Genomic DNA, 23391 nt, shown 5'->3' on the forward strand with positions numbered 1-23391 from the left:
GGAATCCACAATAAAAAACGGCGCGTTAAGCGCCGTTTTTTATTGTGTGACAATATGCTAGAATCCAGCGCCCAAACTAGGTTATATCGACTCGTTTCGCGTCGATGGTTTATATGTTCAAAGAGGTTGTATGCGAGTAGCGTTAGGTATCGAATATGATGGCCGTCAGTATTATGGCTGGCAGAGACAGGTTGAAGTTGATTCAGTACAAGCTCAGCTGGAGCGAGCCCTGTCTAAGATAGCCAATGAACCCATTACGGTTCACTGTGCCGGCAGAACCGATGCAGGCGTACACGCAACCGGTCAGGTGGTTCATTTCGAAACCAACGCGATACGTAAAGAGTCTGCCTGGACCCTGGGGGTCAATGTTAACCTGCCCGATGATATTGCGGTCAAGTGGGTAAAGATTGTCGATGATGAGTTTCATGCCCGCTTCTCGGCGACGGCAAGACGCTACAGATATATGATCTACAACTACGATCTTCGTCCCGGCATTTTACGTTCGGGCGTGAGCCACTATCGGGGCAAGATCGATGAAAAAACTATGCATCAGGCGGCGCAGCAGTTTGTCGGTGAGCATGACTTTACCAGCTTCAGGGCGCTTCATTGTCAATCTAAGTCGCCTTTCAGACATGTCCATGAGGTCAATGTTACCCGTCAGGGGATGTATATCTGTGTCGATATAAAAGCGAATGCCTTCCTGCATCATATGGTGCGTAATATTGTCGGCACATTACTGGAGATTGGTCTGGGTAATCAACGTCCTGAGTGGGTCACCGAGCTTTTGGCGTTAAAAGATCGCAGTCAGGCGGCACCAACGGCCAAGCCTAATGGCTTATATATGGTCGATGTGACCTATCCCGAGCGCTATGAGTTGCCTAAGCACGCCTTAGGACCTCTGTTTATGCTGGACTGACATATCTGCGGCGTATCGTTATTCACGCCACTCCGTGATGTTATTTTTTATCGATAAGAACAGTAAAATATGCTTAAAGCTCCTGTAAAAGATGCAAGTTTAGATGACTGGTTAGATTACCTTTTGGCAATCCATCCAACCGAGATTGAGATGGGACTGGCTCGCGTATCTGAGGTCGCCGATCGCATGGGGTTGCGGGAGTTACCGGGCACTCGAGTGGTCACAGTTGCCGGGACGAATGGTAAGGGGACGACCTGCGCCTTTATCGAACAGATCCTGCTTGGTTCAGGTCTGAGTGTCGGCGTTTACAGCTCGCCCCATATGCTCAATTACAATGAACGAGTGCGGATCAATGGTGAAGACGCCCGTGATTCAGTTTTTATCGAAGCCTTTCAGGCCATCAACCGTGCCAGAGGTGAGATCTCACTGAGCTTCTTCGAGTTTGCGACTCTGGCTGGACTCTATATTTTCAAGGCCGTTGCACCGGATGTCATCTTATTGGAGGTGGGACTGGGTGGCCGTTTAGATGCAACCAATATTGTCGATGCCGATATCAGTGTCGTGACCTCGATCGATATCGATCATCAGGAGTATCTGGGTGATACACGCGACTTGGTTGGCCGTGAGAAGGCTGGCATTTTCCGTAACCAAAAACCTGCAATCGTAGGGGAGCCAGACACGCCTACCTCAATTCTCAATGTCGCCGCAGAGGTTGGGGCAAACATCTATCGCGTTAACCGGGATTTCACCTATCGGGTAGACCCGGAATCCCATACCTGGGAGTTTAATGGCCGTCTCTTGACACTCGACTCGCTGCCTCTGCCTCAGCTCCCGTTGCCTAATGCCGCGACGGCCCTGGCGGTGATAGAACATGGCTGGCCGGAACTGTCGCTTGATGTGATCAAGCAGGCGCTGGGCGAGGCTAGGTTAGGTGGCCGTTTAGAAACGGTCAGCGAAGCGCCTTTTATTTTGCTGGATGTGGCTCATAATCCCCATGCAGCACGCTATCTTGCGAGTCGCCTCGCAGTGTATAAACCTAAGCGTTTATTTGCGATATGTGGCATGCTAAAAGATAAAGATAGTGCCGAAGTTATCAATATTCTTGCGCCACAAGTCGATCATTGGGCATTTGCTCCGCTGCAAACCGAGCGAACGGCTTCGGCCGAAGCGTTAAAAGCGGGGTTATCGAATCAGTGTGATGCTCAGGTATACGGGAGTGTAGCTCAGGCGTGGCAGTCGGTTGCGTCACAGGTAGGCGATGAGGACCTGGTCATCGTTTTTGGCTCTTTCTTCACTGTTGCAGAATTTAAAAACTGTATAATCAATTAATTAATTTGGTTTTAAGGATATAACCTTGTCTAGTCATTTTCAGAACCGTCTCGTCGGTATCATAGTGCTCGTTGCCTTAGGTGTTATCTTTCTGCCCGATATCTTAGATGGTAAGAAAGAGCATCAGGTAGAGCAGTTCTCTGAGATCCCGCTAAGGCCTGAGGTTCAGCCCGCCTCCCTACCGGAAGAAGCCTTAGTGGCGGTCGATCTGAGTGAGAAAGAGCGGGTCTTTGAATCGGCAGGTACCGAGCCAGAGTCTACCGAACAGAGTGTCAGCGGCGACAAGAGTGGCGGGAGCAAGGGAGCAGATGAAGCCACCACGGTAAAGCGCGAGCCCGCCAAAGAGGTTAAATCGGTTGCCAAGGCCGATAAAAAGCCTGCCAATAACTCATCGTCTGCTTATACCCTGCAGCTGGGCAGCTTCAATAATGCGGCCAATGTGCAAGGCCTGGTGAAGCAGTTAAGAGCAAAAGGCTTTAATGCCTACACACTTCCGGCAACGCCTGTGGATGGTAAATTAACCAAGGTCTTTGTCGGACCTGAGCTGTCAAAGTCAAAGTTGCAGTCTCTTCAATCCGGTATTGAAAAGCTGACAAAACTGAAAGGCCGTATCGTTGCCTACGATCCAACGGCTTCTTAAGCAAAATCTGAAATCAGACACAAAAACAATATATTCTCATCAATAGGGTGAGAATATATTCCGTCTCTGGTAAGATCGCGCCGTCTTAAACCTTATGCTGGATCACCTTTTAAATGGTTTGGATTGATTACGCCATAATTGCCGTTATCGGAGTATCGACTTTAATCAGTCTGCTTCGCGGCTTTGCAAAAGAAGCCATGTCTCTCGTGGTTTGGTTTGCTGCTTTTTTCGTTGCGAGTCAGTTTTATAAAGACCTCGCTGTATACCTAACTCAAATGCAAGATGAAATGCTCCGCAATGGTGTCGCTATCATGATACTTTTTGTCGCGACCTTGATTCTTGGTGCCTTAGTGAATTATCTCATCGGTCAGTTAGTCGATAAAACGGGTTTATCGGGAACTGACAGAGTCCTTGGATTATGTTTCGGTGCTTTAAGAGGCGCCTTAATTGTGAGTGCTTTACTCTTTTTTATGGATGCTTTTACAGGAGCACCCAATACAGATTGGTGGCAGAGTTCGCAACTCGTCCCCGAATTTGGCGTCGTTATTCAGTGGTTTTTCGACTACATAGAAAACACGTCTAGCTTTGTACCCAAAATATAAAATGCATATAAGCATTATCATGTTACCGTCGGTGCTCTGTCAGGCTTTCGGTAGCTCAAGATTATAATTATCAGAACATCTTACAATGAGGAAACCTACCCATGTGTGGTATCGTCGGAATAGTTGGCCGAACATCGGTTAATCAGCCTATCTATGATGCATTAACTGTACTCCAGCATCGCGGACAAGATGCTGCTGGTATCGTGACTGTTGATGGTAGTGCGTTTAGATTACGTAAAGCCAATGGTCTGGTAAAAGACGTATTCGAAGCTAAACATATGCAGCGCTTGCAGGGCAACACGGGAATAGGCCATGTCCGATACCCCACCGCCGGCAGCTCCAGTGCTTCAGAAGCTCAACCCTTTTATGTTAACTCTCCATTTGGTATTTCGTTAGCCCATAACGGTAACTTGACCAATACTCAGGAGTTGCATGAGCGTTTGGTAAAACAGCGCCGTCATATCAACACCACTTCGGATTCAGAGATCCTGTTGAACCTGTTGGCCGATGAGCTACATCACAGTGATAGCCAGAAGTTAACCGAAGATGAAGTGTTCGATGCGATAGCAAACGTTCATTCGCTGACCCGTGGTGCCTATGCCGTTGCGGCGCTCATCGTTGGTCAGGGGCTGGTGGCGTTCCGTGATCCGTTTGGAATTCGTCCACTCGTGTTGGGTAAACATGAAACCGAGCAGGGCACCGAGTATATGGTGGCTTCTGAGAGTGTTGCACTCGATGCGGTAGGCTTTGAGTTGATGCGCGATGTTGCACCCGGTGAGGCTATCTATATCACCTTAGACGGCCAGCTGTTTACCCGTCAGTGCGCCGAGTCTCCAAGCTATGCGCCTTGCCTGTTCGAGTTTGTCTACTTTGCACGCCCCGATTCGACCATAGATAAGGTTTCTGTCTATGGTAGTCGTGTGAACATGGGCTCCAGACTGGGTGAGAAGATTAAGAAGGAGTGGGAAGATCACGATATCGATGTGGTTATCCCAATCCCGGAAACCTCCTGTGATACCGCGTTAGAGATCGCCCGTAATCTTGACCTGCCTTACCGTCAGGGTTTCGTTAAGAACCGCTATATCGGCCGAACCTTTATCATGCCGGGTCAACAGGAGCGAAAGAAATCAGTTCGTCGCAAGCTCAACGCCATAGGTGTCGAGTTTAAAGGTAAGAATGTGCTCCTGGTCGATGACTCTGTGGTGCGTGGTACCACATCGGAACAGATCATCGAGATGGCACGTGAAGCCGGGGCTAAGAAGGTCTACTTCGCCTCCGCGGCGCCGGAAATTCGCTTCCCTAACGTTTATGGTATCGACATGCCAACGGCCGCCGAGCTTATCGCCCATGGCCGTGACGTAGATGAGATCAGCAAGATGATCGGTGCAGACGGCATGATTTTCCAGGACCTTGAAGACTTAGTCGAAGCGGTTCGTATGGAGAACCCGGAGATAAAACGCTTCGAAACTTCGGTCTTCGATGGTAATTACATCACCAATGATGTAGACCAGAACTATCTGGATCATATCACTAAGTTACGTAACGATGATGCTAAGGCTAATCGCAGCAAAGATATCGGTACGAACCTGGAGTTACACAACGTCTGTCATCCGTAAGGGATGAACCAAAGGCATCTTGGCTGAGCTGAAGATGCGACAAACAGAAGCCGGCTTTCTTAACAGAAGCTGGCTTTTTTTATGGTTTATCTTTGGTGAAACTGTGCCTGAGTTCTAGAGTTAAGAGAACTGCTTGTTTTGGGCGCAGAGGTGTAGATGATGAAAAAGAGCAAACGTTCGGCGCGGTTTATTAAAGATATCTCTGTCCATACCCCATTTGTTGAGATGCTTGCCTTGCTGATAGTGCTGTGGCTGATTTTCGCGGCCGGGCTCTATCTGTTCGAAGCAAATGTCAGCGGCTCGGCTATCCACTCCTACGGTGATGCACTCTACTGGGGCGTAGCGGCTTTCTCCACGGCTGGAATTGCCGATGCGCCGATCTCCGGTGCGGCTCACATCTTAGGTGGAATCTGGATCGTAATTGGCTCAACCTTGTTCTTCGGGACTATCGTGGCCACGGTTACCGCTTATTTTATGAGGCCGCTACAGCGTCCTCACAGACAGATAATAGATACGATTGAGTACAACCTTGAGCAGCTAACCGAGCTGGATATAGAGGAGCTGGATCTGCTGAAAGATACCGTGGACGCACTGATTTTGCATGTCGAGGGGATAAAGCGAAAACAGAGCATTTGATTCCAGACCGCCGGTAAAGCGAGAGCCTGCGGTTAACGCAACAGATGTACCAACCACACCAGCATCCAGATACCGAACAGCAGCGTTGCTGCGCCCCTGTTCAGCCTGTGTCCCACTTTGAGCCCTATCAAGGTGCTGATACAGGTGAGTGCTATCTGTATGGAGAGCAGTAGCATCAACCCGAAGGTTTTATCCTGGGTAATCACGGGTATGCCCAGCAGAGCCACGCCGGTAACCAGCAGAAAATGGTAGAGCAACAGCTTGTCCAAGCTACTGCCCGTTTGGTCTGTGGTGGCTAACATCTCTCATCCTTAGCGGTAAATGATGGGTGGAGTTTATATTTAAATGAGAACGGTTCTCAATTAAATTTACATTAGCCATCGTCGAGGGATTGCGGCGAAAAGGAGTTTAGGCTAAAGTTACTGGTAATTTATACAGTGTTTGGTGCCAATCCTCTGATGATCCTCTATATTGCCGAAAAACCCTCCCTTGGCCGCGCGATTGCCGATGTACTACCTAAGCCCCACAAGAAGGGTGATGGCCACATCATGGCTGCTAACGGCGATTGTGTCTCCTGGTGTATCGGTCACTTGCTGGAGCAGGCCGAGCCCGATCATTACGATCCCCAATTCAAGTCGTGGAAGTTTGAGCACCTCCCCATCGTCCCCGAACAGTGGAAGATGAAACCTAAGAGCAAGACCCGCTCGCAACTTACCGTGCTCAGAGGCCTGGTGAAAAAGGCCTCACAGCTTGTCAACGCGGGAGACCCTGACAGAGAAGGGCAGTTACTGGTCGATGAGGTGATAGCCCACCTTGGGGTTAAGGGGGAGAAGCTTAATAATACTCAACGCCTGCTTATCAGCGATTTGAACCCTCAGGCGGTCAAGCGGGCGCTGGGGCAGATGCGCAGTAACCGTGAGTTTATTCCGCTATCGACCTCGGCGTTGGCCCGCTCCCGTGCCGACTGGCTCTATGGCATGAACATGACCCGCGCCTATACGCTTCAGGGACGCAAGGTGGGGTACCAGGGCGTACTCTCGGTCGGTCGGGTGCAGACGCCAGTACTGGGCCTGGTGGTCAAGCGCGATGAAGAGATCGCGAACTTCGTCTCTAAGCCCTTCTATGAGGTGTTGGCCAACCTGGTAACCGAAAACGAGGAACGCTTTAAAGCCAAGTGGCAGCCCAGCGAGGCGTGTCGGCCATACATGGATGAAGAGGGAAGGGTGCTATCGAAAGGCTTAGCGCAAAATGTCGTTGGCCGAATCACAGATAAGAGCGCCGAAGTGACGCAAGTGCTGGAAAAAGATAAGAAACAGGCTGCCCCCTTGCCCTATAGCCTGTCATCACTACAGATCGATGCCGCTAAACGCTTTGGCATGAGCGCTAAAGAGGTGCTGGATACCTGCCAGGCCCTCTATGAGCGGCATAAGTTAATAACCTACCCCAGATCGGACAGCCGTTACCTACCTGTGGAGCAATTTCAGCAAGCGCCCCGGGTCATCTCGGCGGTGAGTGCCGGTGCTGCAGAGCTGCTGGAGGGCGTGACTCCGCCCGATGCCGGGATTAAATCCAAGGCGTGGAATGACAAGAAGGTGGATGCGCACCACGCCATCATTCCAACCGAGAAAACCGCGAACCTGTCTCAACTGGGCAATCGCGAGCGGCAGATCTACCTGCAGATCGCCCGTCAGTATCTGGCGCAGTTCTATCCCCCCTATCTCTATAGTGAAACTGAGGTGCATGTGTTAATCGAGGGGGGGAATTTCAAGACTAAGGCGAAACAGGAAAAATCTTTGGGCTGGAAGCAGTTATTTGCCAGAAACAGTGACAGACAAAAGTCGACAGGCCACCCTGACACTGAAAAAAGCAGTAACGATAACGGTGAAGATGACGAGGACTCGGGTCAGGTATTGCCGCCTTTAGTCAAAGGCCAGCGGTTACATTCGGGAAATGGGGAGTTGGTGGAGAAACAGACTCAGCCGCCTAAACATTTTACCGATGCGACGCTGCTGAGTACGATGACGGGGATCAGCCGCTATGTCACCGATCCCGAGATCAGAAAAATACTCAAAGAGACGGATGGGCTGGGCACAGAAGCCACCCGTGCGGGTATTATCGAGCTGCTGTTTAAGCGCAGCTTTCTGACCCGGCAGGGAAAGTCTATTGTTGCAACTGAGGTGGGGAAGGGGTTAATCAACAGCTTGCCTGCGAGCGCGACTACGCCCGATATGACGGCGCTGTGGGAGAGTCATTTAGACGCGATCAGTCGAAAGGAGGCTAAATATTTAAGTTTCATGTCGCCACTTATCGACTCGCTGTCGGGGTTAATCACACAGGCGGGGGCTCAGCTACCTTCGGCGCTGCAGGGGGTAAAGGCGCCGGCTAATAGTTTCAAAAAGAAGCGTTACAGTAAGTCATCTGGCACCAAGCGCAAAAAGACCACATCGGCTTCAGGTAGTGCAGCTACCAAGAAGCGCTCTAGTACAAAGAGTAAAACTAATAACTAAGACGTATGGGTTAAGCCTACTTTATCGAGCGATATTGATTCGCCAGAATATCGTACTCAAAGCCCGAATCGCTGAGCTTCTGCTCCAGTACCGAGCCGGGGATATCGAGATCATAGAACAGAGACTGTCTGTCCTTGCAGTTGAGTCTGAGATGTTCGTTGGCGATGCCGACGAGGATCTCCGCAGGCAGCTGCTCTAAGTTGGGTATATTGATCATGGTTTACCTCGGCTCGGTAAGTAGCAAGTAGTAAATAGTATGGTTAAGTCGGCATCGTATTCGCCGCTATTAGTTAACTATGGGACCAATTGGCTGATATTTCCATCATCTCAGTGTGAGATGGGCACTTTTATAGTGAGGGGGGGCCTTCGAATGAAGGCTGATTACATTTTCTGATTTAGCTTCTGGTGCTACTGTCATCCTGAACTTGTTTCAGGATCCAGCTTGAAGGCCGTGCCTTCATTGGTTATCTACCGCCAGTGGTGAGTTAGCTTCGAATGAAGCTTGTTCACATTTCTTTGTTGGCTCATTTTAGTGTTGTGTTCTTGAATGGTTTTTTTATAGCCGTACCTTCTAGGTTACCTATCGCTTGCAGCGTGCTTATGTGCAGATACTTCAGCGAAACGCCGTGAGTACATCTGACCTCCATGGATGGAGGGAATGCCTAATTTTGTATGGAACAAAATGGGCCCTGTAGGCTCGACGATGGCATCCATGCCATCAACGTCCGCTGCCGCATCTACACTGGCTGATTTTCAAAAAAAAGTTCTCTCTTCGATTAGGCTTTATCCGTTAAATATCAGCTTGTTGTGAAACTTAGGTGGCACTCACAAACCCATACGCACCATTTTACCGACAGTTGTGAGTGTTTATTCTTCACAAGATCCAAATAATCCTTTTGCAGCAATGAGTTGTAGATGATAGTTTTATCTAAGTGATCAAGCAGTAAAGGACGTTGTCGTGCTGCTATTGAATAAACTGTTATATTTTCCAAGGAGTATCATGCCAGCAATCGAGAAATTAGATTTCAGCGTTATCGAATCTTTATCTAAGGTTCTTGGTGACACTGCAAGTGGTTTCACTGGCGCTGCGATAGGGAAAATACTGTATGAGTCAAATATCGATGATATTGATGCTGAAAATACGAAATGGAAAAGGCTTAATTCAGCTCTAGCGAATAAGCAGGAGCAAGATCGTTGCGCAAACAACGTCTTGGTGTTTGTTCAAAATGCTCTAAATCCAGCCAGACACTACGATAATTTAGAGTGGTTTAATGACACAAGATTCAAGGTAAACCAAATTTTAAGTTTCTCTGGGCTTCACCTTGGTGAAGATGGAAAAATTGGATATGTAAAAAAGTCAAATACCATAAGTGAAGCCGCAGCAAGAGCAAGTAAACTTAAAGAACATTTGGTAGCAAGAAATGTCCATCCTGATGTTCTGAAATATTGCAGAGAAGAACTTGTTGTAGACAATTATTTTCATGCAGTGTTTGAAGCAACAAAGAGTGTTGCGGACAAAATTAGAAATTTAACAGGTCTGCATACAGACGGTGCAGTTCTTGTAGATGAGGCATTTTCCTTTAAAGGAGTTCCGCATTTAGCCTTAAACGCTCTCGTTTCTGAAAGTGAGAAAAGTGAGCAAAAAGGATTTATGAACTTACTAAAAGGCTTGTTCGGTTCTTTCCGAAATACGACAGCTCATGCTCCAAAAATAACTTGGAAAATTGAAGAAATTGATGCCCTAGATATTTTATCAATGGTATCACTTGTTCATCGAAGACTGGATAAGGCAGTTCAAGCCAAGAGAATGTACGAAGGGAAAATGTAACAAGAAATTCCAGGTGACGCCTACGGCGCACTGAATTTGGCGTTATACATTTAGGGAGTATTTAAATGGTAGATGAACGTATCGACAAAGCAGTTTCTTTAATGCGTACTGTAAAGAAATTTATGACATTTTCTGTTCTTATTGCTATGTATATTGTAGTTGGGATTTCGATATTTGAGCTTGCGATAGCTCTTTATGCTGACATATTTGATTCTGCTAGTGGTGCAATGCACATTGAAATAGATAAATTACTTAAAATATTTGGTTTCTTCTTTATTATTCTTATTGGTTTTGAACTTATAGAAACAATAGAAATGTATTTTAAGGAAAATGTCATTCATGCAGAAATCATATTGCTGGTAGCTGTTATTGCTGTATCTAGAAAAGTGATCTTACTAGATTTAGAAAAATATGAACCATTGTCGATAGTTGGCTTGGGGCTTATAATTTTTGCTCTAGGTGGTTGCTATGCACTAATAAAGGTTAGCTATAGAGGTAAAAATGTTTGAGTAAAAAAATCAGCTGACCATTGATTTGTGATGAAGTCCAACTATTCTTTTTCGTGTAGTAAGGCGTTAACATTGACAAGGAGTCATAATGAAGTATTTCATATCAATTCTAATTTTTTCAGTTTCTTTATCGGTACAAGCTGCCGAATCGCTTTCGAGTAAAGAGGACGCGCAGTTACTTGCGGAAGCAGTGATGGAGAGTGTAAGTAAAGATAAGCTTAAAGATGGTCTCGAAAAGTTAAGGCCTTATACTGTTGTTCCCGTTGCAGAATTTGATGTGCAAATGGGGCAGATGGATATGAAGATTCCAGCTATCGCACAAAGATTTGGTAAGTCTATCGGCTATGACTTTGTAGAGGAGGAGCAGCTTGGGGAGTCACTGATACAATATGTCTATCTCCAAAAATTTGAAAAACATGTCATGGTTTGGCGTTTCATATTTTACAAACCGAAAGATAAATGGCTTTTAAACACCTGGTATTTTAACGACCAGATTCAACTACTGTTCAAGCACTAGTGTTAACAAGGCAAAGTTGTTCTGTGTACAGCTGGTACCTTTACTCGCGGCTTTAGCCGTATTTTGTGTTCAGTAATTACAATAAAAAGGAAAAGGAATTCAGATGAAAAAGCTAATAGTTATTTTATCCATATGTGTTTCATCTTTTGTGTGGGCTCATGGAGGTACAGGTCCAAATGCAGCAAAAGAGTGGCTCCATATCATAGATGCAGGCAAGTATGCCGAGAGTTGGAATAAAGCAGATGCCTTTTTTAAAGTGCAGCTTACTCAAGATAAATGGAAGGATGCACTTAACGGCGTTCGTGCGCCATTGGGTAAAGTTATTTCACGGTCTGAATTAAGTAGTAAGCACCACTCTTCACTGCCAGGTGCACCTGACGGGGAATATCTTGTGATTCAATACCAAACAGAATTCCAAAATAAAAAAACGTCTATAGAAACTTTGACACTTAGTAAAAGCAGCGGGCACTGGCTAGCGGTTGGGTACTTTATAAAGTAAGGTTTATTGTGATCATATAGCTAACAAGTCAGTTTTGTCGTTCACAAACTCAATGGGACAAATACATTTCGGCTGGTGCTTTGCGCAGTTGAGTTGTATTTGCCCCATCTTAAAGTGTTAACCCACATCGAACTCATATAGATATGGGAAATGTCCGGTCATTGAAACCTGAGTACTGAGACACTAGTACTCGATAGGTTATCGCAACTGCTCCCCCCGGTTGAGGGCGATAAGCCGGTCGAGGATATGTTCGCCGTCCATACGTATGCCGTTATGTTCGTACTCTGAGGTGAGCCAGTATTTTAATTTACCCACCTGCTTGACGGTTTCCAGTGAGTAGTTCATCTCGACGAACATATCTTCGCTGTAGATGGCGGCGGCTACGGGTACCGTGTTGTCGGACAGTGTTTCGAGATTGTAGAGCTCACTCCAATCCGCTTTAGTCGCCAGAAGGTTTGCGGCATGTTTGAGCGGTTTGAGGTTGGTGAACTGCTCGAAGAACCAGGGGTAGACCATCTCTCCCGTGAAGAGGAAAGGCTTGCCCTCAATATAGTTGAACTCATCATACTTGGCTCGAACTCGTTGCGCCGACCAGTTCGATGCCGACTGCTGACAGTAGATACTCTCGTGTAGCAGGGCAAAGATGGGGTTGGTATTAAAATCCAGCAGCTGGCAGAAATGGGCCAAAAACAGCGGGTTGACCACAGTTCCGGCTTCTGTCTCTATCAGTGCCTGTTCGAGCAGGTAATAGACAGACTCCGGGCCCTGCTCCATGCCTATATTGATCCCCAGCAATTGCAGCATCTCGACCGTGAGTCGTTCGCCCGTGGCGATTCTAACCTCATTAATACTAATATGGTTCGCCAGTCGGCTCACCAGCTGCTGAGCATCTTTAAAGCGTGTGAAAAAGTCTTCATTTTTGGCCAGCACCCGCTTGTAGGTTGCCCGGTAGACTTCATCCGCATGGCGTGTCAGCGAGGGGATCCCGCCTGTGATGTACGCCTCTTCCAGGCCCGATGGCGCATCGTTTAAATATTTAAGCACACAGAAGCCACCGAAACTTTGGCCTAAGATACTCCACTTCTCTCCCGGACAGAGTTTCTCACGAATCGCTTCGGCATCACGAATGATATTGTCCGCCCTGAAATGGGTCAGATATTCCGCCTGTTGCTCAGAGTTCATATGCTGCAGGGCGATATAGTTGACCGGGCTGGAGAGCCCGGTTCCACGTTGATCCAGCAAGAGTACCCGAAACTCTTTCAGCGCCCGCTTTATCCAGCCACCGTTGGCGGCGGGGCGCACAGCGCCGAAGCCGGGACCGCCTTGAAAGAAGACGATGAAGGGAAGAGGCTGGCCTGAGTTTTCCGGACTCGAAAGCTCTCTGGCAAATACGGTTAACTGCCTGCCGTTCGGCTCTGCATAATCGAGAGGCAGGGTAAAAGTGTGCTTTATGGCGGTTATGCCCGCGAAGGTTAAGTCAGGTTTCATCTGGGCCTTGGTTCTTACTGTTATTGGTTTAATTGGTAGAATTGTATACAAAAATTGTGAGATAACAAATGGCACACCAGGCCAGTACCATCTCAGTTCAAACTTTTATAAAGAGTTATTAGAGAAATAGATACAGTTGGCGTAATCTTTACTTTTAGCTGATGCAAGCTTATTACTTTAGCGAAACGGATTTTCTCCTCAGAGCTAAACGAACTCCTTTGGCAGAAGCCCAACTCAAAATGATGAATAAGTGCAGGCAAGAATCAATGAAGTATCAGATTATTCCAGTAACCTCCTACCAGCAGAATTGCAGTCTGATCTGGTGCAATAAGACGATGAAAGCGGCGGTGATCGATCCCGGTGGCGATCTGGAGCGGATCTTAGCCGAAGTGAAAAAGCTAGGGGTGACGGTTGAGAAATTACTGCTTACCCATGGCCATATCGATCATGTCGGGGCTGCGAAGCGTTTAGCAGAACACCTTGGTATTCAGGTCTTAGGCCCACATAAGGACGATGAGTTCCTGCTCGAAACACTGCCCGAAGAGAGCAAAGAATTTGGCTTCCCGGCCTGTGAAATCCTGGTTCCGGATGAATACCTTGACGATGGTGCGAGTATCAGCGTTGGCGAACTGACATTAAAGGTTATTCATTGCCCCGGTCACACACCGGGCCATGTGGTGTTTTACTCTGAAGCCGATAAGATGGCCTGGGTTGGCGATGTGTTGTTTCATGGCTCGGTCGGTCGAACCGATTTCCCACGTTCGAACCATCAGGACCTCATCAACTCAATCACTAAAAAGCTGTGGCCGTTGGGCCGTGAAGTCGAGTTTGTGCCGGGTCATGGGCCAATTTCGACCTTTGGCAATGAGCGGGACCAAAACCCGTTCGTTGCCGATCAGCTGTTTTATTAGATGGCTCTGGGCCTACAAGGTTAAACCGGTAGGTATTCAATTGATATAAAAGAGAAAAGCCATGGCTAATCAGTTGTGGCTTTTTTATCTCAGAAGAACTTTAACCCCATATGAATCTTTGCTGTATCTATTAATGCCACTTTGGATTAACTGTATAGTGGCACTAATCAATAGCCATTTTTAGTTGCTCGTTTGTTGGTATTTTTACTACATAAAATATTTTCTTGCCATAAATAGTGTATTTTTTAATCGTAAATACTAAAAATATGGCCTGGATCCTATTTTTGTTAAAGAAAAGGGAGTAATTTAACCAAAAATAATATTCCAATGTAATGAGGGGTCATACATGGAAAATCGTTGGCAAGTTGCCATTTCGGCAGGATTACTTGCAGCCGTCTGGTGCGGTGTAGCAGACACATTTCATCTGGTTACCTGGGTAGGCTTTTTAGGTTGCAGTACCTATTTCGCTCAACCAAAGGCTGGTTTTCAGGGGGTTGTCGTTACCTGGTGTACCAATCTATCCGGTGTTTTCTGGGCTTGGTTAATTATCACCGGCAGTGGCTTTTTTGAGACACCCTTGATGGGGTATTTGTTCACCGGCATAGCGACATCTGCTATGTGCTTACAAGCCAGTTATCATAAGCTATCTTTCATACCTGGTGCATTCATCGGCTGCTGCATCACATTTGCTATGGCCGGCGATGTTGCCAATATCCTGCCAGCATTACTGCTCGGCGCACTTCTGGGGTACAGCATGACACTGCTGACGGCTCAGCTCATAACTCTTAAACTGAAATGGCAAGAGATTAGGCAGGCTACCTCTACGCCAACGACAAGTTCAGGTACAACGACTGAATAATTTTGTATTGGTATTATACTTAATACGAATCGTCATAAGAGAGAGGGCTGGCAGGAGCAATAGTGGCCGGTTAATTCGGGGCGAACGTGATGGTGTGTTTGCGTAATTTCGAGCACACCCGCCGTCGAAAAACCAGCTGAAATGCTCTCGAGTGGTTGAACTTAGGTGTTCAAGAGCCGCCGGCAACCGGGTTAAACCTGTTATTGGCAGACTCTTCACTCGCAGCTATCAACATGGTCTTTTTTGTTCCCGACATTCTTAACAGCTCTCTTTTTACTCTTAGAGTCTGATATTGAGAATGTCATATATGGGGGCATGAATGTGCTTACTGCGACTATGTAACGCTCACAGGTTCACGCCTCTATGCCGACTGGTATAACAACTGAAATATCTAATAATTGACTATTGATGTCGAGCGGGTGAGAGCAGAGGAGCAGAGCTCTTATCTTGTTTCAAGATAATCGCGTTGGTAATAAATATGAAACAGATTGAATTTCGAAAAATTGATGCACTAATGATCAAGCTAAGCCTGAATGGAAAGTTCTTTGTTCTTTGTGCCTTAGTTACGATCATTACCACAAGCATTGCACTGGTTAACTTAAACTATGCAAAACAGCAAGCGGCCGACAGTTCGCTGGCAAGGGCACAGTCGATGGTCGATAGCTTTGCCAAGGTGGCATCGGCTCAAAATCTCAGTGGCGATGATCTGACCCGGTTTGCAAGCCAGCAGGGCTTGCAGCTTGGTCGACAGAACAAGGCGACACGCCAGGGCGATCAGGTCACAGTAGCGGCCGGAGTTGGGGGACAGTCTCTTCAGTTAAGCATCAATGTGAAGCAGTGGGAAGCCCAGGCGGTATCTGACGCAAGTATGATGTTGTGGGTCGCTCTGATAGGCTTGCTGCCGCTGTTTCAACTGAGTTATTGGACATCGACTTCATTAGGTGGCGGTCTATGGGATATGTATATTGCTATCAAGCGTCTGGCCGATGGTGACCTGTCTCAACGTCTTAACTTTTTTGGAGTCGATGACTTCAGCCTGATAGCTAAGGAGATCGACCGTAGTGCAGACAATATGAGTGAGATGGTGACGGCGATAGGCAATAATGCCGGCACCTTGGCTCAGGCGGCGGATGAGTTTAATCAACAGGCTAAACAGAGCGACGAGATGATAGGGTCACAACATCAGTTTCTGGACACGGTTGCCGTTGCTATGGATCAGATGACAGCCGCCATCGAGGAGGTCTCGCGTAATGCCGCCAATACCTCTGAGCAGACCAAAGATAACTCAGAACAGGCGGAAGTGAGTAAGCAACAGATCTCCGAGGCGGTGTCGCGTATTTCGACTTTAGTCAACAGGATAGGTTCTGCATCTGAGTCGGTCTCACAGCTGTCTCAAAACGCATCTGAAATTGGCGCTGTGGTAACGACCATTAACGGGATCTCTGAACAGACTAACCTGCTTGCACTCAATGCGGCGATCGAGGCGGCACGGGCGGGAGAGCAGGGCAGAGGCTTTGCTGTGGTCGCCGATGAGGTCAGAACTCTGGCTGGCCGTACTCAGCAGGCTACCGTAGAGATTCAATCTATGATTGAGGGGCTACAAAGCGGCTCATCGACACTGTCGACCGTTACTGACGAAATTGTGGAGCAGGCCGACCTTGGGCGTAATGCGATTGTCTCTGTGGGTGAAGATGTCGATGCAATGGCAAGCTCAACCAACAATGTGTTTGATATGAGCTCTCAGATCGCGGCATCGGCCGAGGAGCAAAGCGTATCGGCCAGAGATATTGCAACCCAGCTCAACGATATCCGTGAACAGTCAGATATCATTAAGCAGACGGCGCAGCGGTCGGTTTCCCTGGCATCCGAGCTGAGTCAATCCTCTGTCGATCTTGAAACCATCTTGGGTCAGTACAGGTTAACCTGATAGTAGGTTTCTCATCTGTTAAGCCCCCTCATCGACTTCGATATCGTGAGGGGGCTTTTTTGTATCAGGTGAAGTTCCGGAGTTGATCGGTGTCAGAGTGAAGCGGCAACCTCGGTTCCCTGTTTGATGGCGCGCTTTGCATCGAGCTCTGATGCGATATGGGCGCCGCCTATCAGAGTCACCTCGATATTATTGGCGATAAGCTGCGACTGCAGCGCTGCGTGTGAGTCCTGTCCGGCGCAGATAATAATATTATCTACCGCTAAAATCTGGCTTTCACCCTCGACTGTGAGATGTAAGCCCTGTTCATCTATCTTGTCGTAGCGGGCCCCCTTGATCATTTTTACGCCTTTGTTTTTCAATACCGTTCGATGGATCCATCCGGTGCTCTTACCTAACCCGTCACCGACTTTTGTCTTTTTGCGTTGGATAAGAAATATCTCACGGGGCGAGGGCTCACCCTCTGCTTGGGTTATGCCACCGGGTGTCGATACCGTCAGGTCGACTCCCCACTCTTTCATGTAAAGCGCCTTGTCCAGGCTGGATGAGGGGCCACTATGAGACAGGTATTCGGCAACATCGAAACCTATGCCTCCCGCGCCTATGATAGCTACCCGTTTACCTACCTGCTTCTTATGCTTCAAAACATCGAGATAGGTCAGTACCTTAGGGCCGTCTATTCCGGGGAGAGACAGCTGGCGGGGCGTGATCCCCGTTGCCAGCAACACCTCATCGAAACCGGTCAGGTTATCCAGCTCCGCCTTGGTGTTGAGCCTTAGCTCGACACCGGTGAGTGACAGCTGTTTTTGGAAGTACCTCAATGTTTCGCTGAACTCCTCTTTACCCGGGATCTGTTTAGCGATATTGAACTGTCCGCCTATTTTGTCTTCGGCTTCGAACAGGGTGACGCTATGGCCGCGCCTTGCCGCCGTAGTTGCGGCTGCGAGGCCGGCGGGTCCGGCACCAACCACGGCGATATTCTTAGGTTCAGAGGCGGGTTCTATTATTAACTCAGTTTCGTGGCAGGCCTGTGGGTTTACCAGACAGGAGACCAGTTTCATCTGGAAGATATGATCCAGGCAGGCCTGATTACAGCCGATACAGGTGTTGATCTCATCGCCCCTGTCTGTGGCGGCTTTAACCATAAAGTCGGGATCGGCCAGCATGGGACGGGCCATGGAGACGATATCGGCATCGCCCTGCGCCAGGATCGCTTCGGCGACTTCGGGTGTGTTGATCCTGTTGGTTGTGCACAGCGGAATAGAGACCTCGCGCTTCATGCGTTTGGTTATTTCGACAAAGGCGGCGCGCGGAACACTGGTGGCAATTGTCGGGACTCTGGACTCATGCCAGCCTATCCCTGTGTTGATAATGGTGGCGCCGGCCGCTTCTATCCCTTTAGCCAGCTCGACCACCTCCTGCCAGGTGCTGCCATCCTCGACCAGATCCAGCATGGAGAGGCGGTAGATGATGATAAATTTCTTGCCCACGGCCTCCCGGGTACGACGAACAATCTCCAGTGCAAGACGGATGCGATTCTGGTAACTGCCCCCCCAGCGATCGGTTCTGTGGTTAGTGCGTTTACAGATAAACTGGTTGATGAAGTACCCTTCCGAACCCATGATCTCGACGCCATCGTAGTCGGCAATTTGAGCGTTGAGCGCGCAACTGACAAAGTCCTGTATCTGCTTCTCTATCCCTGCTTCATCCAACTCCTTGGGTACAAATGGGTTTATTGGCGCCTGTATCGGTGAGCAGCTGACTAGTTGAGGCTGGTAGGCGTAGCGTCCCGTGTGCAGTATCTGCAGACAGATAACCCCATCCTCTTTGTGCACGGCATCGGTAATTAATCTGTGTTTTTCGATATCTTCATCGGTGGCGATCATGGCCGCATTCGGCATGCCCCCCCCTTCGACGTTAGGTGCAAACCCTCCCGTGACTATCATGCCTATTCCACCTGCCGCGCGCCTTGCGTAGTAGGCTGCCATACGCTCGAAGCCGCCGGGGGCTTCCTCTAAGTTAGTGTGCATCGACCCCATCAAGCCGCGGTTTTTGATGGTTCTAAAGCCGAGATCCAGAGGTTCCATTAAGTGGGGATAGGGGGTGCTCATAGTGTAATACCTGATATTTACTGTTTGGTTAAAGATAGAGCGAATGATAGGATTGGCCAATGACCAAGTGTTACAAATGAATGATTGTAATTTGCATGGAGCTGGCTGATGAAGTTAGGCGATATTTCTGTTTCATATATCGAGATAGTGATTAAGGCGATGGAGCAACTGGATATCGATATCGACGATATCTTGACTAAATATGCCATCAATCAGGTGGCGCTCTCGTCACCCGATGCCAGGGTGACGATCCCAAAGTTTATGCGTATCGGCCATGAATGCATCGTAAAAAGCGCTGCCCCCTGGTTTGGTCTGGTGATGGGAGAGGTAACGACTCCAACTAATCTTGGCATCGCCGGCCTGCTGGCATTGGCATCGCAAAACCTCAAACAGGCCTGTGAGCAGATAAGCACCTATGAACTGCTCAATAAATATAACTCCAGAGGCCAGTCCCGGTTTTGTGTCAGCAGCCCCTTTGCCATGGAGCCGGCTAAAGGCCGTCAGTTGTGTCGTGATTACGGCATCGAAGAGGGGCAGGGGGCGTTAATGTTTTACTCCATCAGTCCCTATAATGAATACAACCATTTCGTTGTCGACTCGGTTTTGTCTGGCTGGTATAGGGTCATTGAAGCGTTAACCGGCAGAGAGGATGCGGTTGCTAAGGTCTGTTTTGAGTTCCCGGCTCCTGACTATGCAGACAAATATGATGATTTTTTCGGCTGCGAGGTTCTGTTCGGCCAACCGGATAATTTTTTGGTAATGAAAGCCGAGGCACTGGATTGGCCCTGTTTGAATCGAAGTGGCCCCACATTTGAGCTACTCAGGCGCGGCGCCGATGAAGATCTCGAGAAGGTACGCTTAGGGTTGAGTTTCAGTGAAAAGGTCAGCCGGGCCATAGGTCCGCTGCTCGATGGAACGACACCGACTCTGGAACAGGTTTCTGAGCAACTGAATATGGCTCCGTGGACGGTGAGACGTAAGCTGGTTGAGGAGGGGGGCAGTTTTCAAAAGACCCTCAATGAGACCCGTCGCGATCTGTCTATCTCCTATGTGCGTGACACGGCGTTGACCCTGGGTGAGATCGCATATCTGTTAGGCTTTGGTTCTCCCACCGCCTTTCAGCGAGCATTTAAACGCTGGACCGGAGAGGCTCCGGGCAGATTCAGATTAAAGCAGGGCGTAAACGAATAGAAAGAGCGGGAATATACTCCCGCTCTATCTGAGCACCACTCATGCTGTCATTTTTACCGGCTCTGTCTCATCTTTCAGTTTTCTGCGTAAAATCTTGCCTACCGGAGACATGGGCAGTTCACTCCTGAACTCAAACAGTCTGGGGATCTTATACGCCGTTAGCTTATCTTGGCAGAAATCCTTGATCTCTTCGCCGTTGAGACTGGCGTTATTACTGGTCACGACATAGAGTTTGACCACCTCACCGCGCTTAGGATCCGGTACACCTATCGCCGCGCAGTTGATCACGTCCGGGTGGGTCGCCACTACGGCCTCAATTTCATTGGGAAAGACATTGAACCCAGAGACTATGATCATATCCTTTACCCGATCGACGATGCTCACATAGCCGTCATCATCTATGATGGCGATATCTCCGGTGAGTAACCATTCACCATCTTCGGTAAAGGACTCCTTCGTGGCTTCAGGGCGGTTCCAGTAGCCTTTCATCACCTGAGGTCCCTTGATGCACAGCTCCCCGCGCTCTCCGATGGGAACCTCCTCTCCGATAGCGTTGATGCATTTCAGCGCCGTGCCCTGCAGGGCCTGGCCGACCGTTCCCTGTCTCTCCTGCCCATTGATGGGGTTCATACATACGGCGGGTGAGCATTCGGTTAAACCATAGGCTTCGGAGATACCGACCCCGGTGATCGCCTTCCATCTGTTGGCGGTATCGTCTATCAGTGCGGTTCCGCCGGATAGGGTGAATATCATTTCACTGAAATCCAGCTCCCTGAAAGACGGACTCTCCATCAGAGAGACGAACAGGGTATTAAGCCCCATCAGGCCGGTGATCTTAAACGGCTTCATCGCTTTGATGAAGGTCTCTGTGTCTCTGGGGTTAGCTATCAGCACGCTGTGCTCCCCCAGCCTGAAGAAAGCCATCATGTGTACGGTAAAAGAGTAGATATGGTACAGGGGCAAGGGGGCTATCATGACCGATTGCTTATCTTTGTCTATTAACGGCTTACCTTGCTCATCGGTTTGTCCGACGACTGAGCCGGCCTGAAGCATATTGGCGATGATGTTGGCGTTGGTCAGCTCTGCGCTTTTTGCCACGCCCGTGGTGCCGCCGGTGTACTGCAATATGATGGTATCATCCGGGTTTGAAAGGTGTGCCGGAGTGAATCTCTTACCCTTACACTGTTTCAGTGCTTTTCGAAAGGAGATGGCTTCAGGCAGGTGGTATTTCGGGACCATCTTCTTGATATGTTTGACGGTGGAGTTGATCAATACCCGCTTTACCCCGGGTAACATATCCGCAAGGCTGGCGACCATGACCAGCTCCAGGTTAGTCTGATCTTGAATATTCTCAACAGACTTGGCAAACACATCCATGCAGAGCAGGGCCTTTGCCCCTGAATCGTTGAATTGATGGATCATCTCCCGCTCGGTATAGAGAGGATTGGTATTAACGATTCTCAGGCCGGCCCTTAGCGCACCATATACGGCGACAGGATATTGTAAGGTATTGAGCATCTGAATCGCGATGGCATCGCCCGGAACTAATGACGTATGGTTTTGCAGATAATGGGCGAAAGCGGCGCTGTATGCGTCTATTTCACGGAAGCTCAGTGTATAGCCTAAGCTGGTAAACGCCGGCCTGTCAGCATATTTGATGAAGGCTTCTTCTATCGCCTCGACTGCCGAGCTGTATTCATTGAAATTAATATTATCTTTAATTCCTGAAGCGCGTTTACCGTCCCAAAAAGATGCTTCCATATTTTCCTCTCAGCTCTTCATCTGCTTTCTGTTCGTGACTCAGCGGGCAATTTGCATGGTGATGCTTGTCGCGAAATTTGTTTTTATATGATGACTATCACTCATATTCAAGGTGATGAGAAGTGACGAGAACTGACTTAAGATGACAAATTAGTATCCCAAATAAACGTTTGTTTAAATCAGTCGATTAAATGGGGTGGTCCTGTCGGGAGCTTAACGAGTAAAGTCGGTTCGCCGGCAATCAGCCTTTATTATGGGGGGAGAAGTTTTTGAATTGCTGTAAGCGGTTGGATGTTGCGATTGGGTGGGAGCAATGCCGGCGATTAACACCGGCCAGAGTCCCAGACTGCGCTAACTAAGATGCACTCCAGTTACTTGAAGGTGCTCCAGATTGGGGCATGATCCGACGGTTTCTCTATGCCTCTGAGCTTATAATCTATGTCGGACTCTATCAGCCTTTCGGACAAAGACTTAGTTGCCAGTACCACATCGATCCGCAGTCCACGGTTATCATCGAAGCCCTTGCTGCGATAATCGAACCAGGAGTAACGCTCGGTGCGCTCTGGGTGAAGTTCACGGAAGGTGTCGAGCAGACCCCAATCCATCAATGTCTTCAGCCATTCACGCTCTTCGGGTTGGAAGCTACACTTACCTGTTTTCAACCAACGTTTGGCATTCGGCGCACCGATACCGATATCGAGATCTACCGGTGAGATGTTTATGTCGCCTATTATCGCGATATCTTCATCCGGCGTGTGGTGCTCATTAAGATACTGCATCAGATCTTTGTAGAATTTCCGCTTGGCAGGGAACTTAGTCTCATGATTGATATTATCGCCTTGAGGGAAGTAACCGTTCAATATCGTCAGCGGTCGTCCATTTTCCTGGGTAAATGTACCCATGATCATGCGACGCTGAGCCTCGTCATCATCGGTGGGGAACCCTTTCTGCACTTTTACCGGCTCAAGCTTAGACAGCATGGCGACACCGTAATGGGCCTTGCCACCATGGTAGTGAACCTTATAGCCCATGGCTTCTACATCGGCCACAGGGAATACATCGTCATGGGCCTTAGTTTCCTGCAGACCTATGACATCGGGTTGATGATTATCGATTAGCGCCTGTAGTTGATGTAACCTGGCGCGAATGCCATTGATATTAAAAGAGATGATTTTCATCAATCAGAATTCCTGGTATGAGTGTCAGCCTTAAGGCAATACACGCTTAAAGGGTTTTACGATAACTTTTTCATATACACCGGCTGCGATGTATGGGTCCTGATCGGCCCATGCCTGAGCATCTTCGAGTGATGCAAAATCAGCAACGACTAAAGAGCCGGTGAAGCCAGCTTCTCCAGGGGTTTCACTGTCTACTGCGGGGTGAGGCCCGGCAACTAAAAGGCGTCCTTCATCGGCAAGCAGTTGTAAACGAGCCAGATGTTCTGGTCGGGCGCTGAGACGCTTCTCTAAGCTGTTTTCAACGTCTTGGGAGGAGATCATATACCACATAGTGTCAGTTCCTATTTTGGTTTTTACTGGAATATT

General features: G+C 48.4%; 22 protein-coding genes. 15 read left to right on the forward strand and 7 right to left on the reverse strand.

What is annotated here, in order from left to right:
• The first annotated feature begins 130 nt into the window (after positions 1–130).
• The 6 genes from truA to Q1B47_RS03015 all read left to right on the forward strand — a co-directional run bounded on the left by truA (position 131) and on the right by Q1B47_RS03015 (position 5739).
• Positions 131–916, forward strand: coding sequence for a tRNA pseudouridine(38-40) synthase TruA (gene truA, locus Q1B47_RS02990; protein ID WP_299788388.1), 786 nt, complete (start codon positions 131–133; stop codon positions 914–916).
• Between the two features lie 69 nt (positions 917–985).
• Positions 986–2245, forward strand: coding sequence for a bifunctional tetrahydrofolate synthase/dihydrofolate synthase (folC, locus tag Q1B47_RS02995; RefSeq protein WP_299788391.1), 1260 nt, complete (start codon positions 986–988; stop codon positions 2243–2245).
• A 25-nt stretch (positions 2246–2270) separates the two neighbouring features.
• Positions 2271–2885 carry an SPOR domain-containing protein gene (locus Q1B47_RS03000; protein ID WP_299788394.1) on the forward strand — a complete coding sequence of 205 codons (615 nt, stop codon included), beginning with the start codon at positions 2271–2273 and terminating at the stop codon, positions 2883–2885.
• Positions 2886–2998: 113 nt separating this feature from the next.
• Positions 2999–3487, forward strand: a complete 489-nt coding sequence (locus tag Q1B47_RS03005) for a CvpA family protein (protein WP_299788398.1) — start codon at positions 2999–3001, stop codon at positions 3485–3487.
• Positions 3488–3588: 101 nt separating this feature from the next.
• A complete protein-coding gene (gene purF, locus Q1B47_RS03010) occupies positions 3589–5103 on the forward strand; it encodes an amidophosphoribosyltransferase (protein ID WP_299788401.1) in 1515 nt (504 codons plus the stop codon).
• Between the two features lie 159 nt (positions 5104–5262).
• Positions 5263–5739: a two pore domain potassium channel family protein gene (locus tag Q1B47_RS03015; RefSeq protein ID WP_299788405.1), complete on the forward strand. Its 477-nt coding sequence runs from the start codon at positions 5263–5265 to the stop codon at positions 5737–5739.
• A 32-nt stretch (positions 5740–5771) separates the two neighbouring features.
• Here the strand turns inward: Q1B47_RS03015 and Q1B47_RS03020 are convergent, their stop codons facing one another.
• Positions 5772–6041, reverse strand: a complete 270-nt coding sequence (locus Q1B47_RS03020) for a hypothetical protein (protein WP_299788408.1) — start codon at positions 6039–6041, stop codon at positions 5772–5774.
• 156 nt (positions 6042–6197) lie between these two features.
• On the opposite strand from Q1B47_RS03020, the gene Q1B47_RS03025 reads away from it, so the two are divergent.
• A complete protein-coding gene (locus Q1B47_RS03025; RefSeq protein ID WP_299788793.1) occupies positions 6198–8246 on the forward strand; it encodes a DNA topoisomerase III in 2049 nt (682 codons plus the stop codon).
• Positions 8247–8262: 16 nt separating this feature from the next.
• Here the strand turns inward: Q1B47_RS03025 and Q1B47_RS03030 are convergent, their stop codons facing one another.
• Positions 8263–8463, reverse strand: coding sequence for a DUF4250 family protein (locus tag Q1B47_RS03030; protein ID WP_299788410.1), 201 nt, complete (start codon positions 8461–8463; stop codon positions 8263–8265).
• 783 nt (positions 8464–9246) lie between these two features.
• Here Q1B47_RS03030 and Q1B47_RS03035 point away from each other — a divergent pair.
• The 4 genes from Q1B47_RS03035 (at position 9247) to Q1B47_RS03050 (ending at position 11599) form a co-directional block, all read left to right on the forward strand.
• A complete protein-coding gene (locus Q1B47_RS03035; RefSeq protein WP_299788413.1) occupies positions 9247–10074 on the forward strand; it encodes a TIGR02391 family protein in 828 nt (275 codons plus the stop codon).
• A gap of 65 nt (positions 10075–10139) precedes the next feature.
• Positions 10140–10583, forward strand: coding sequence for a phosphate-starvation-inducible PsiE family protein (locus tag Q1B47_RS03040; protein ID WP_299788416.1), 444 nt, complete (start codon positions 10140–10142; stop codon positions 10581–10583).
• 88 nt (positions 10584–10671) lie between these two features.
• Entirely contained in the window at positions 10672–11100 is a 429-nt protein-coding gene (locus tag Q1B47_RS03045) for a hypothetical protein (RefSeq protein ID WP_299788419.1), read from the forward strand.
• Positions 11101–11203: 103 nt separating this feature from the next.
• Entirely contained in the window at positions 11204–11599 is a 396-nt protein-coding gene (locus Q1B47_RS03050) for a DUF4019 domain-containing protein (RefSeq protein WP_299788422.1), read from the forward strand.
• A 198-nt stretch (positions 11600–11797) separates the two neighbouring features.
• On the opposite strand, the gene Q1B47_RS03055 is transcribed toward Q1B47_RS03050, so the two are convergent.
• Positions 11798–13087 carry an alpha/beta fold hydrolase gene (locus tag Q1B47_RS03055; protein WP_299788425.1) on the reverse strand — a complete coding sequence of 430 codons (1290 nt, stop codon included), beginning with the start codon at positions 13085–13087 and terminating at the stop codon, positions 11798–11800.
• A 266-nt stretch (positions 13088–13353) separates the two neighbouring features.
• Here Q1B47_RS03055 and Q1B47_RS03060 point away from each other — a divergent pair, with 266 nt between their 5' ends.
• The 3 genes from Q1B47_RS03060 (at position 13354) to Q1B47_RS03070 (ending at position 16784) form a co-directional block, all read left to right on the forward strand.
• Positions 13354–13998: an MBL fold metallo-hydrolase gene (locus Q1B47_RS03060; RefSeq protein ID WP_299788428.1), complete on the forward strand. Its 645-nt coding sequence runs from the start codon at positions 13354–13356 to the stop codon at positions 13996–13998.
• A 346-nt stretch (positions 13999–14344) separates the two neighbouring features.
• Positions 14345–14857 carry a DUF1097 domain-containing protein gene (locus Q1B47_RS03065; protein WP_299788431.1) on the forward strand — a complete coding sequence of 171 codons (513 nt, stop codon included), beginning with the start codon at positions 14345–14347 and terminating at the stop codon, positions 14855–14857.
• Between the two features lie 478 nt (positions 14858–15335).
• Positions 15336–16784 carry a methyl-accepting chemotaxis protein gene (locus Q1B47_RS03070; protein WP_299788434.1) on the forward strand — a complete coding sequence of 483 codons (1449 nt, stop codon included), beginning with the start codon at positions 15336–15338 and terminating at the stop codon, positions 16782–16784.
• Between the two features lie 92 nt (positions 16785–16876).
• Here the strand turns inward: Q1B47_RS03070 and Q1B47_RS03075 are convergent, their stop codons facing one another.
• Complete coding sequence (locus Q1B47_RS03075) at positions 16877–18895, reverse strand: NADPH-dependent 2,4-dienoyl-CoA reductase (RefSeq protein WP_299788437.1); 2019 nt, start codon at positions 18893–18895, stop codon at positions 16877–16879.
• A 108-nt stretch (positions 18896–19003) separates the two neighbouring features.
• Between Q1B47_RS03075 and Q1B47_RS03080 the strand changes: the two genes are divergently transcribed.
• Positions 19004–20086, forward strand: a complete 1083-nt coding sequence (locus Q1B47_RS03080) for an AraC family transcriptional regulator (protein ID WP_299788440.1) — start codon at positions 19004–19006, stop codon at positions 20084–20086.
• A 39-nt stretch (positions 20087–20125) separates the two neighbouring features.
• Here Q1B47_RS03080 and Q1B47_RS03085 read toward each other — a convergent pair whose 3' ends face one another.
• From Q1B47_RS03085 to Q1B47_RS03095, 3 genes are all read right to left on the reverse strand, one after another.
• Positions 20126–21847 (reverse strand): AMP-binding protein, encoded by a 1722-nt coding sequence (locus tag Q1B47_RS03085; protein WP_299788443.1) that lies wholly within the window; start codon positions 21845–21847, stop codon positions 20126–20128.
• Between the two features lie 371 nt (positions 21848–22218).
• Entirely contained in the window at positions 22219–23025 is an 807-nt protein-coding gene (gene xthA, locus Q1B47_RS03090) for an exodeoxyribonuclease III (RefSeq protein ID WP_299788446.1), read from the reverse strand.
• A 30-nt stretch (positions 23026–23055) separates the two neighbouring features.
• Positions 23056–23355: a YciI family protein gene (locus tag Q1B47_RS03095; RefSeq protein ID WP_299788449.1), complete on the reverse strand. Its 300-nt coding sequence runs from the start codon at positions 23353–23355 to the stop codon at positions 23056–23058.
• Positions 23356–23391: the final 36 nt, after the last annotated feature.

This window comes from uncultured Shewanella sp., assembly GCF_947501225.1.
GTDB lineage: Bacteria > Pseudomonadota > Gammaproteobacteria > Enterobacterales > Shewanellaceae > Shewanella.

Excerpts from the sequence above, each read along its gene's own strand:
- Q1B47_RS03095 (WP_299788449.1), bottom strand. The coding sequence starts at position 23,355 with ATGTGGTATATGATCTCCTCCCAAGACGTTGAAAACAGCTTAGAGAAG.
- Q1B47_RS03030 (WP_299788410.1), bottom strand. The coding sequence starts at position 8,463 with ATGATCAATATACCCAACTTAGAGCAGCTGCCTGCGGAGATCCTCGTC.
- truA (WP_299788388.1), top strand. The coding sequence starts at position 131 with ATGCGAGTAGCGTTAGGTATCGAATATGATGGCCGTCAGTATTATGGC.
- folC (WP_299788391.1), top strand. The coding sequence starts at position 986 with ATGCTTAAAGCTCCTGTAAAAGATGCAAGTTTAGATGACTGGTTAGAT.
- Q1B47_RS03050 (WP_299788422.1), top strand. The coding sequence starts at position 11,204 with ATGAAAAAGCTAATAGTTATTTTATCCATATGTGTTTCATCTTTTGTG.
- Q1B47_RS03070 (WP_299788434.1), top strand. The coding sequence starts at position 15,336 with ATGAAACAGATTGAATTTCGAAAAATTGATGCACTAATGATCAAGCTA.
- Q1B47_RS03055 (WP_299788425.1), bottom strand. The coding sequence starts at position 13,087 with ATGAAACCTGACTTAACCTTCGCGGGCATAACCGCCATAAAGCACACT.
- Q1B47_RS03045 (WP_299788419.1), top strand. The coding sequence starts at position 10,672 with ATGAAGTATTTCATATCAATTCTAATTTTTTCAGTTTCTTTATCGGTA.
- Q1B47_RS03065 (WP_299788431.1), top strand. The coding sequence starts at position 14,345 with ATGGAAAATCGTTGGCAAGTTGCCATTTCGGCAGGATTACTTGCAGCC.
- Q1B47_RS03015 (WP_299788405.1), top strand. The coding sequence starts at position 5,263 with ATGAAAAAGAGCAAACGTTCGGCGCGGTTTATTAAAGATATCTCTGTC.
- Q1B47_RS03060 (WP_299788428.1), top strand. The coding sequence starts at position 13,354 with ATGAAGTATCAGATTATTCCAGTAACCTCCTACCAGCAGAATTGCAGT.
- Q1B47_RS03025 (WP_299788793.1), top strand. The coding sequence starts at position 6,198 with ATGATCCTCTATATTGCCGAAAAACCCTCCCTTGGCCGCGCGATTGCC.
- Q1B47_RS03035 (WP_299788413.1), top strand. The coding sequence starts at position 9,247 with ATGCCAGCAATCGAGAAATTAGATTTCAGCGTTATCGAATCTTTATCT.
- Q1B47_RS03005 (WP_299788398.1), top strand. The coding sequence starts at position 2,999 with ATGGTTTGGATTGATTACGCCATAATTGCCGTTATCGGAGTATCGACT.
- Q1B47_RS03020 (WP_299788408.1), bottom strand. The coding sequence starts at position 6,041 with ATGTTAGCCACCACAGACCAAACGGGCAGTAGCTTGGACAAGCTGTTG.
- Q1B47_RS03040 (WP_299788416.1), top strand. The coding sequence starts at position 10,140 with ATGGTAGATGAACGTATCGACAAAGCAGTTTCTTTAATGCGTACTGTA.
- Q1B47_RS03075 (WP_299788437.1), bottom strand. The coding sequence starts at position 18,895 with ATGAGCACCCCCTATCCCCACTTAATGGAACCTCTGGATCTCGGCTTT.
- Q1B47_RS03085 (WP_299788443.1), bottom strand. The coding sequence starts at position 21,847 with ATGGAAGCATCTTTTTGGGACGGTAAACGCGCTTCAGGAATTAAAGAT.
- purF (WP_299788401.1), top strand. The coding sequence starts at position 3,589 with ATGTGTGGTATCGTCGGAATAGTTGGCCGAACATCGGTTAATCAGCCT.
- Q1B47_RS03080 (WP_299788440.1), top strand. The coding sequence starts at position 19,004 with ATGAAGTTAGGCGATATTTCTGTTTCATATATCGAGATAGTGATTAAG.
- xthA (WP_299788446.1), bottom strand. The coding sequence starts at position 23,025 with ATGAAAATCATCTCTTTTAATATCAATGGCATTCGCGCCAGGTTACAT.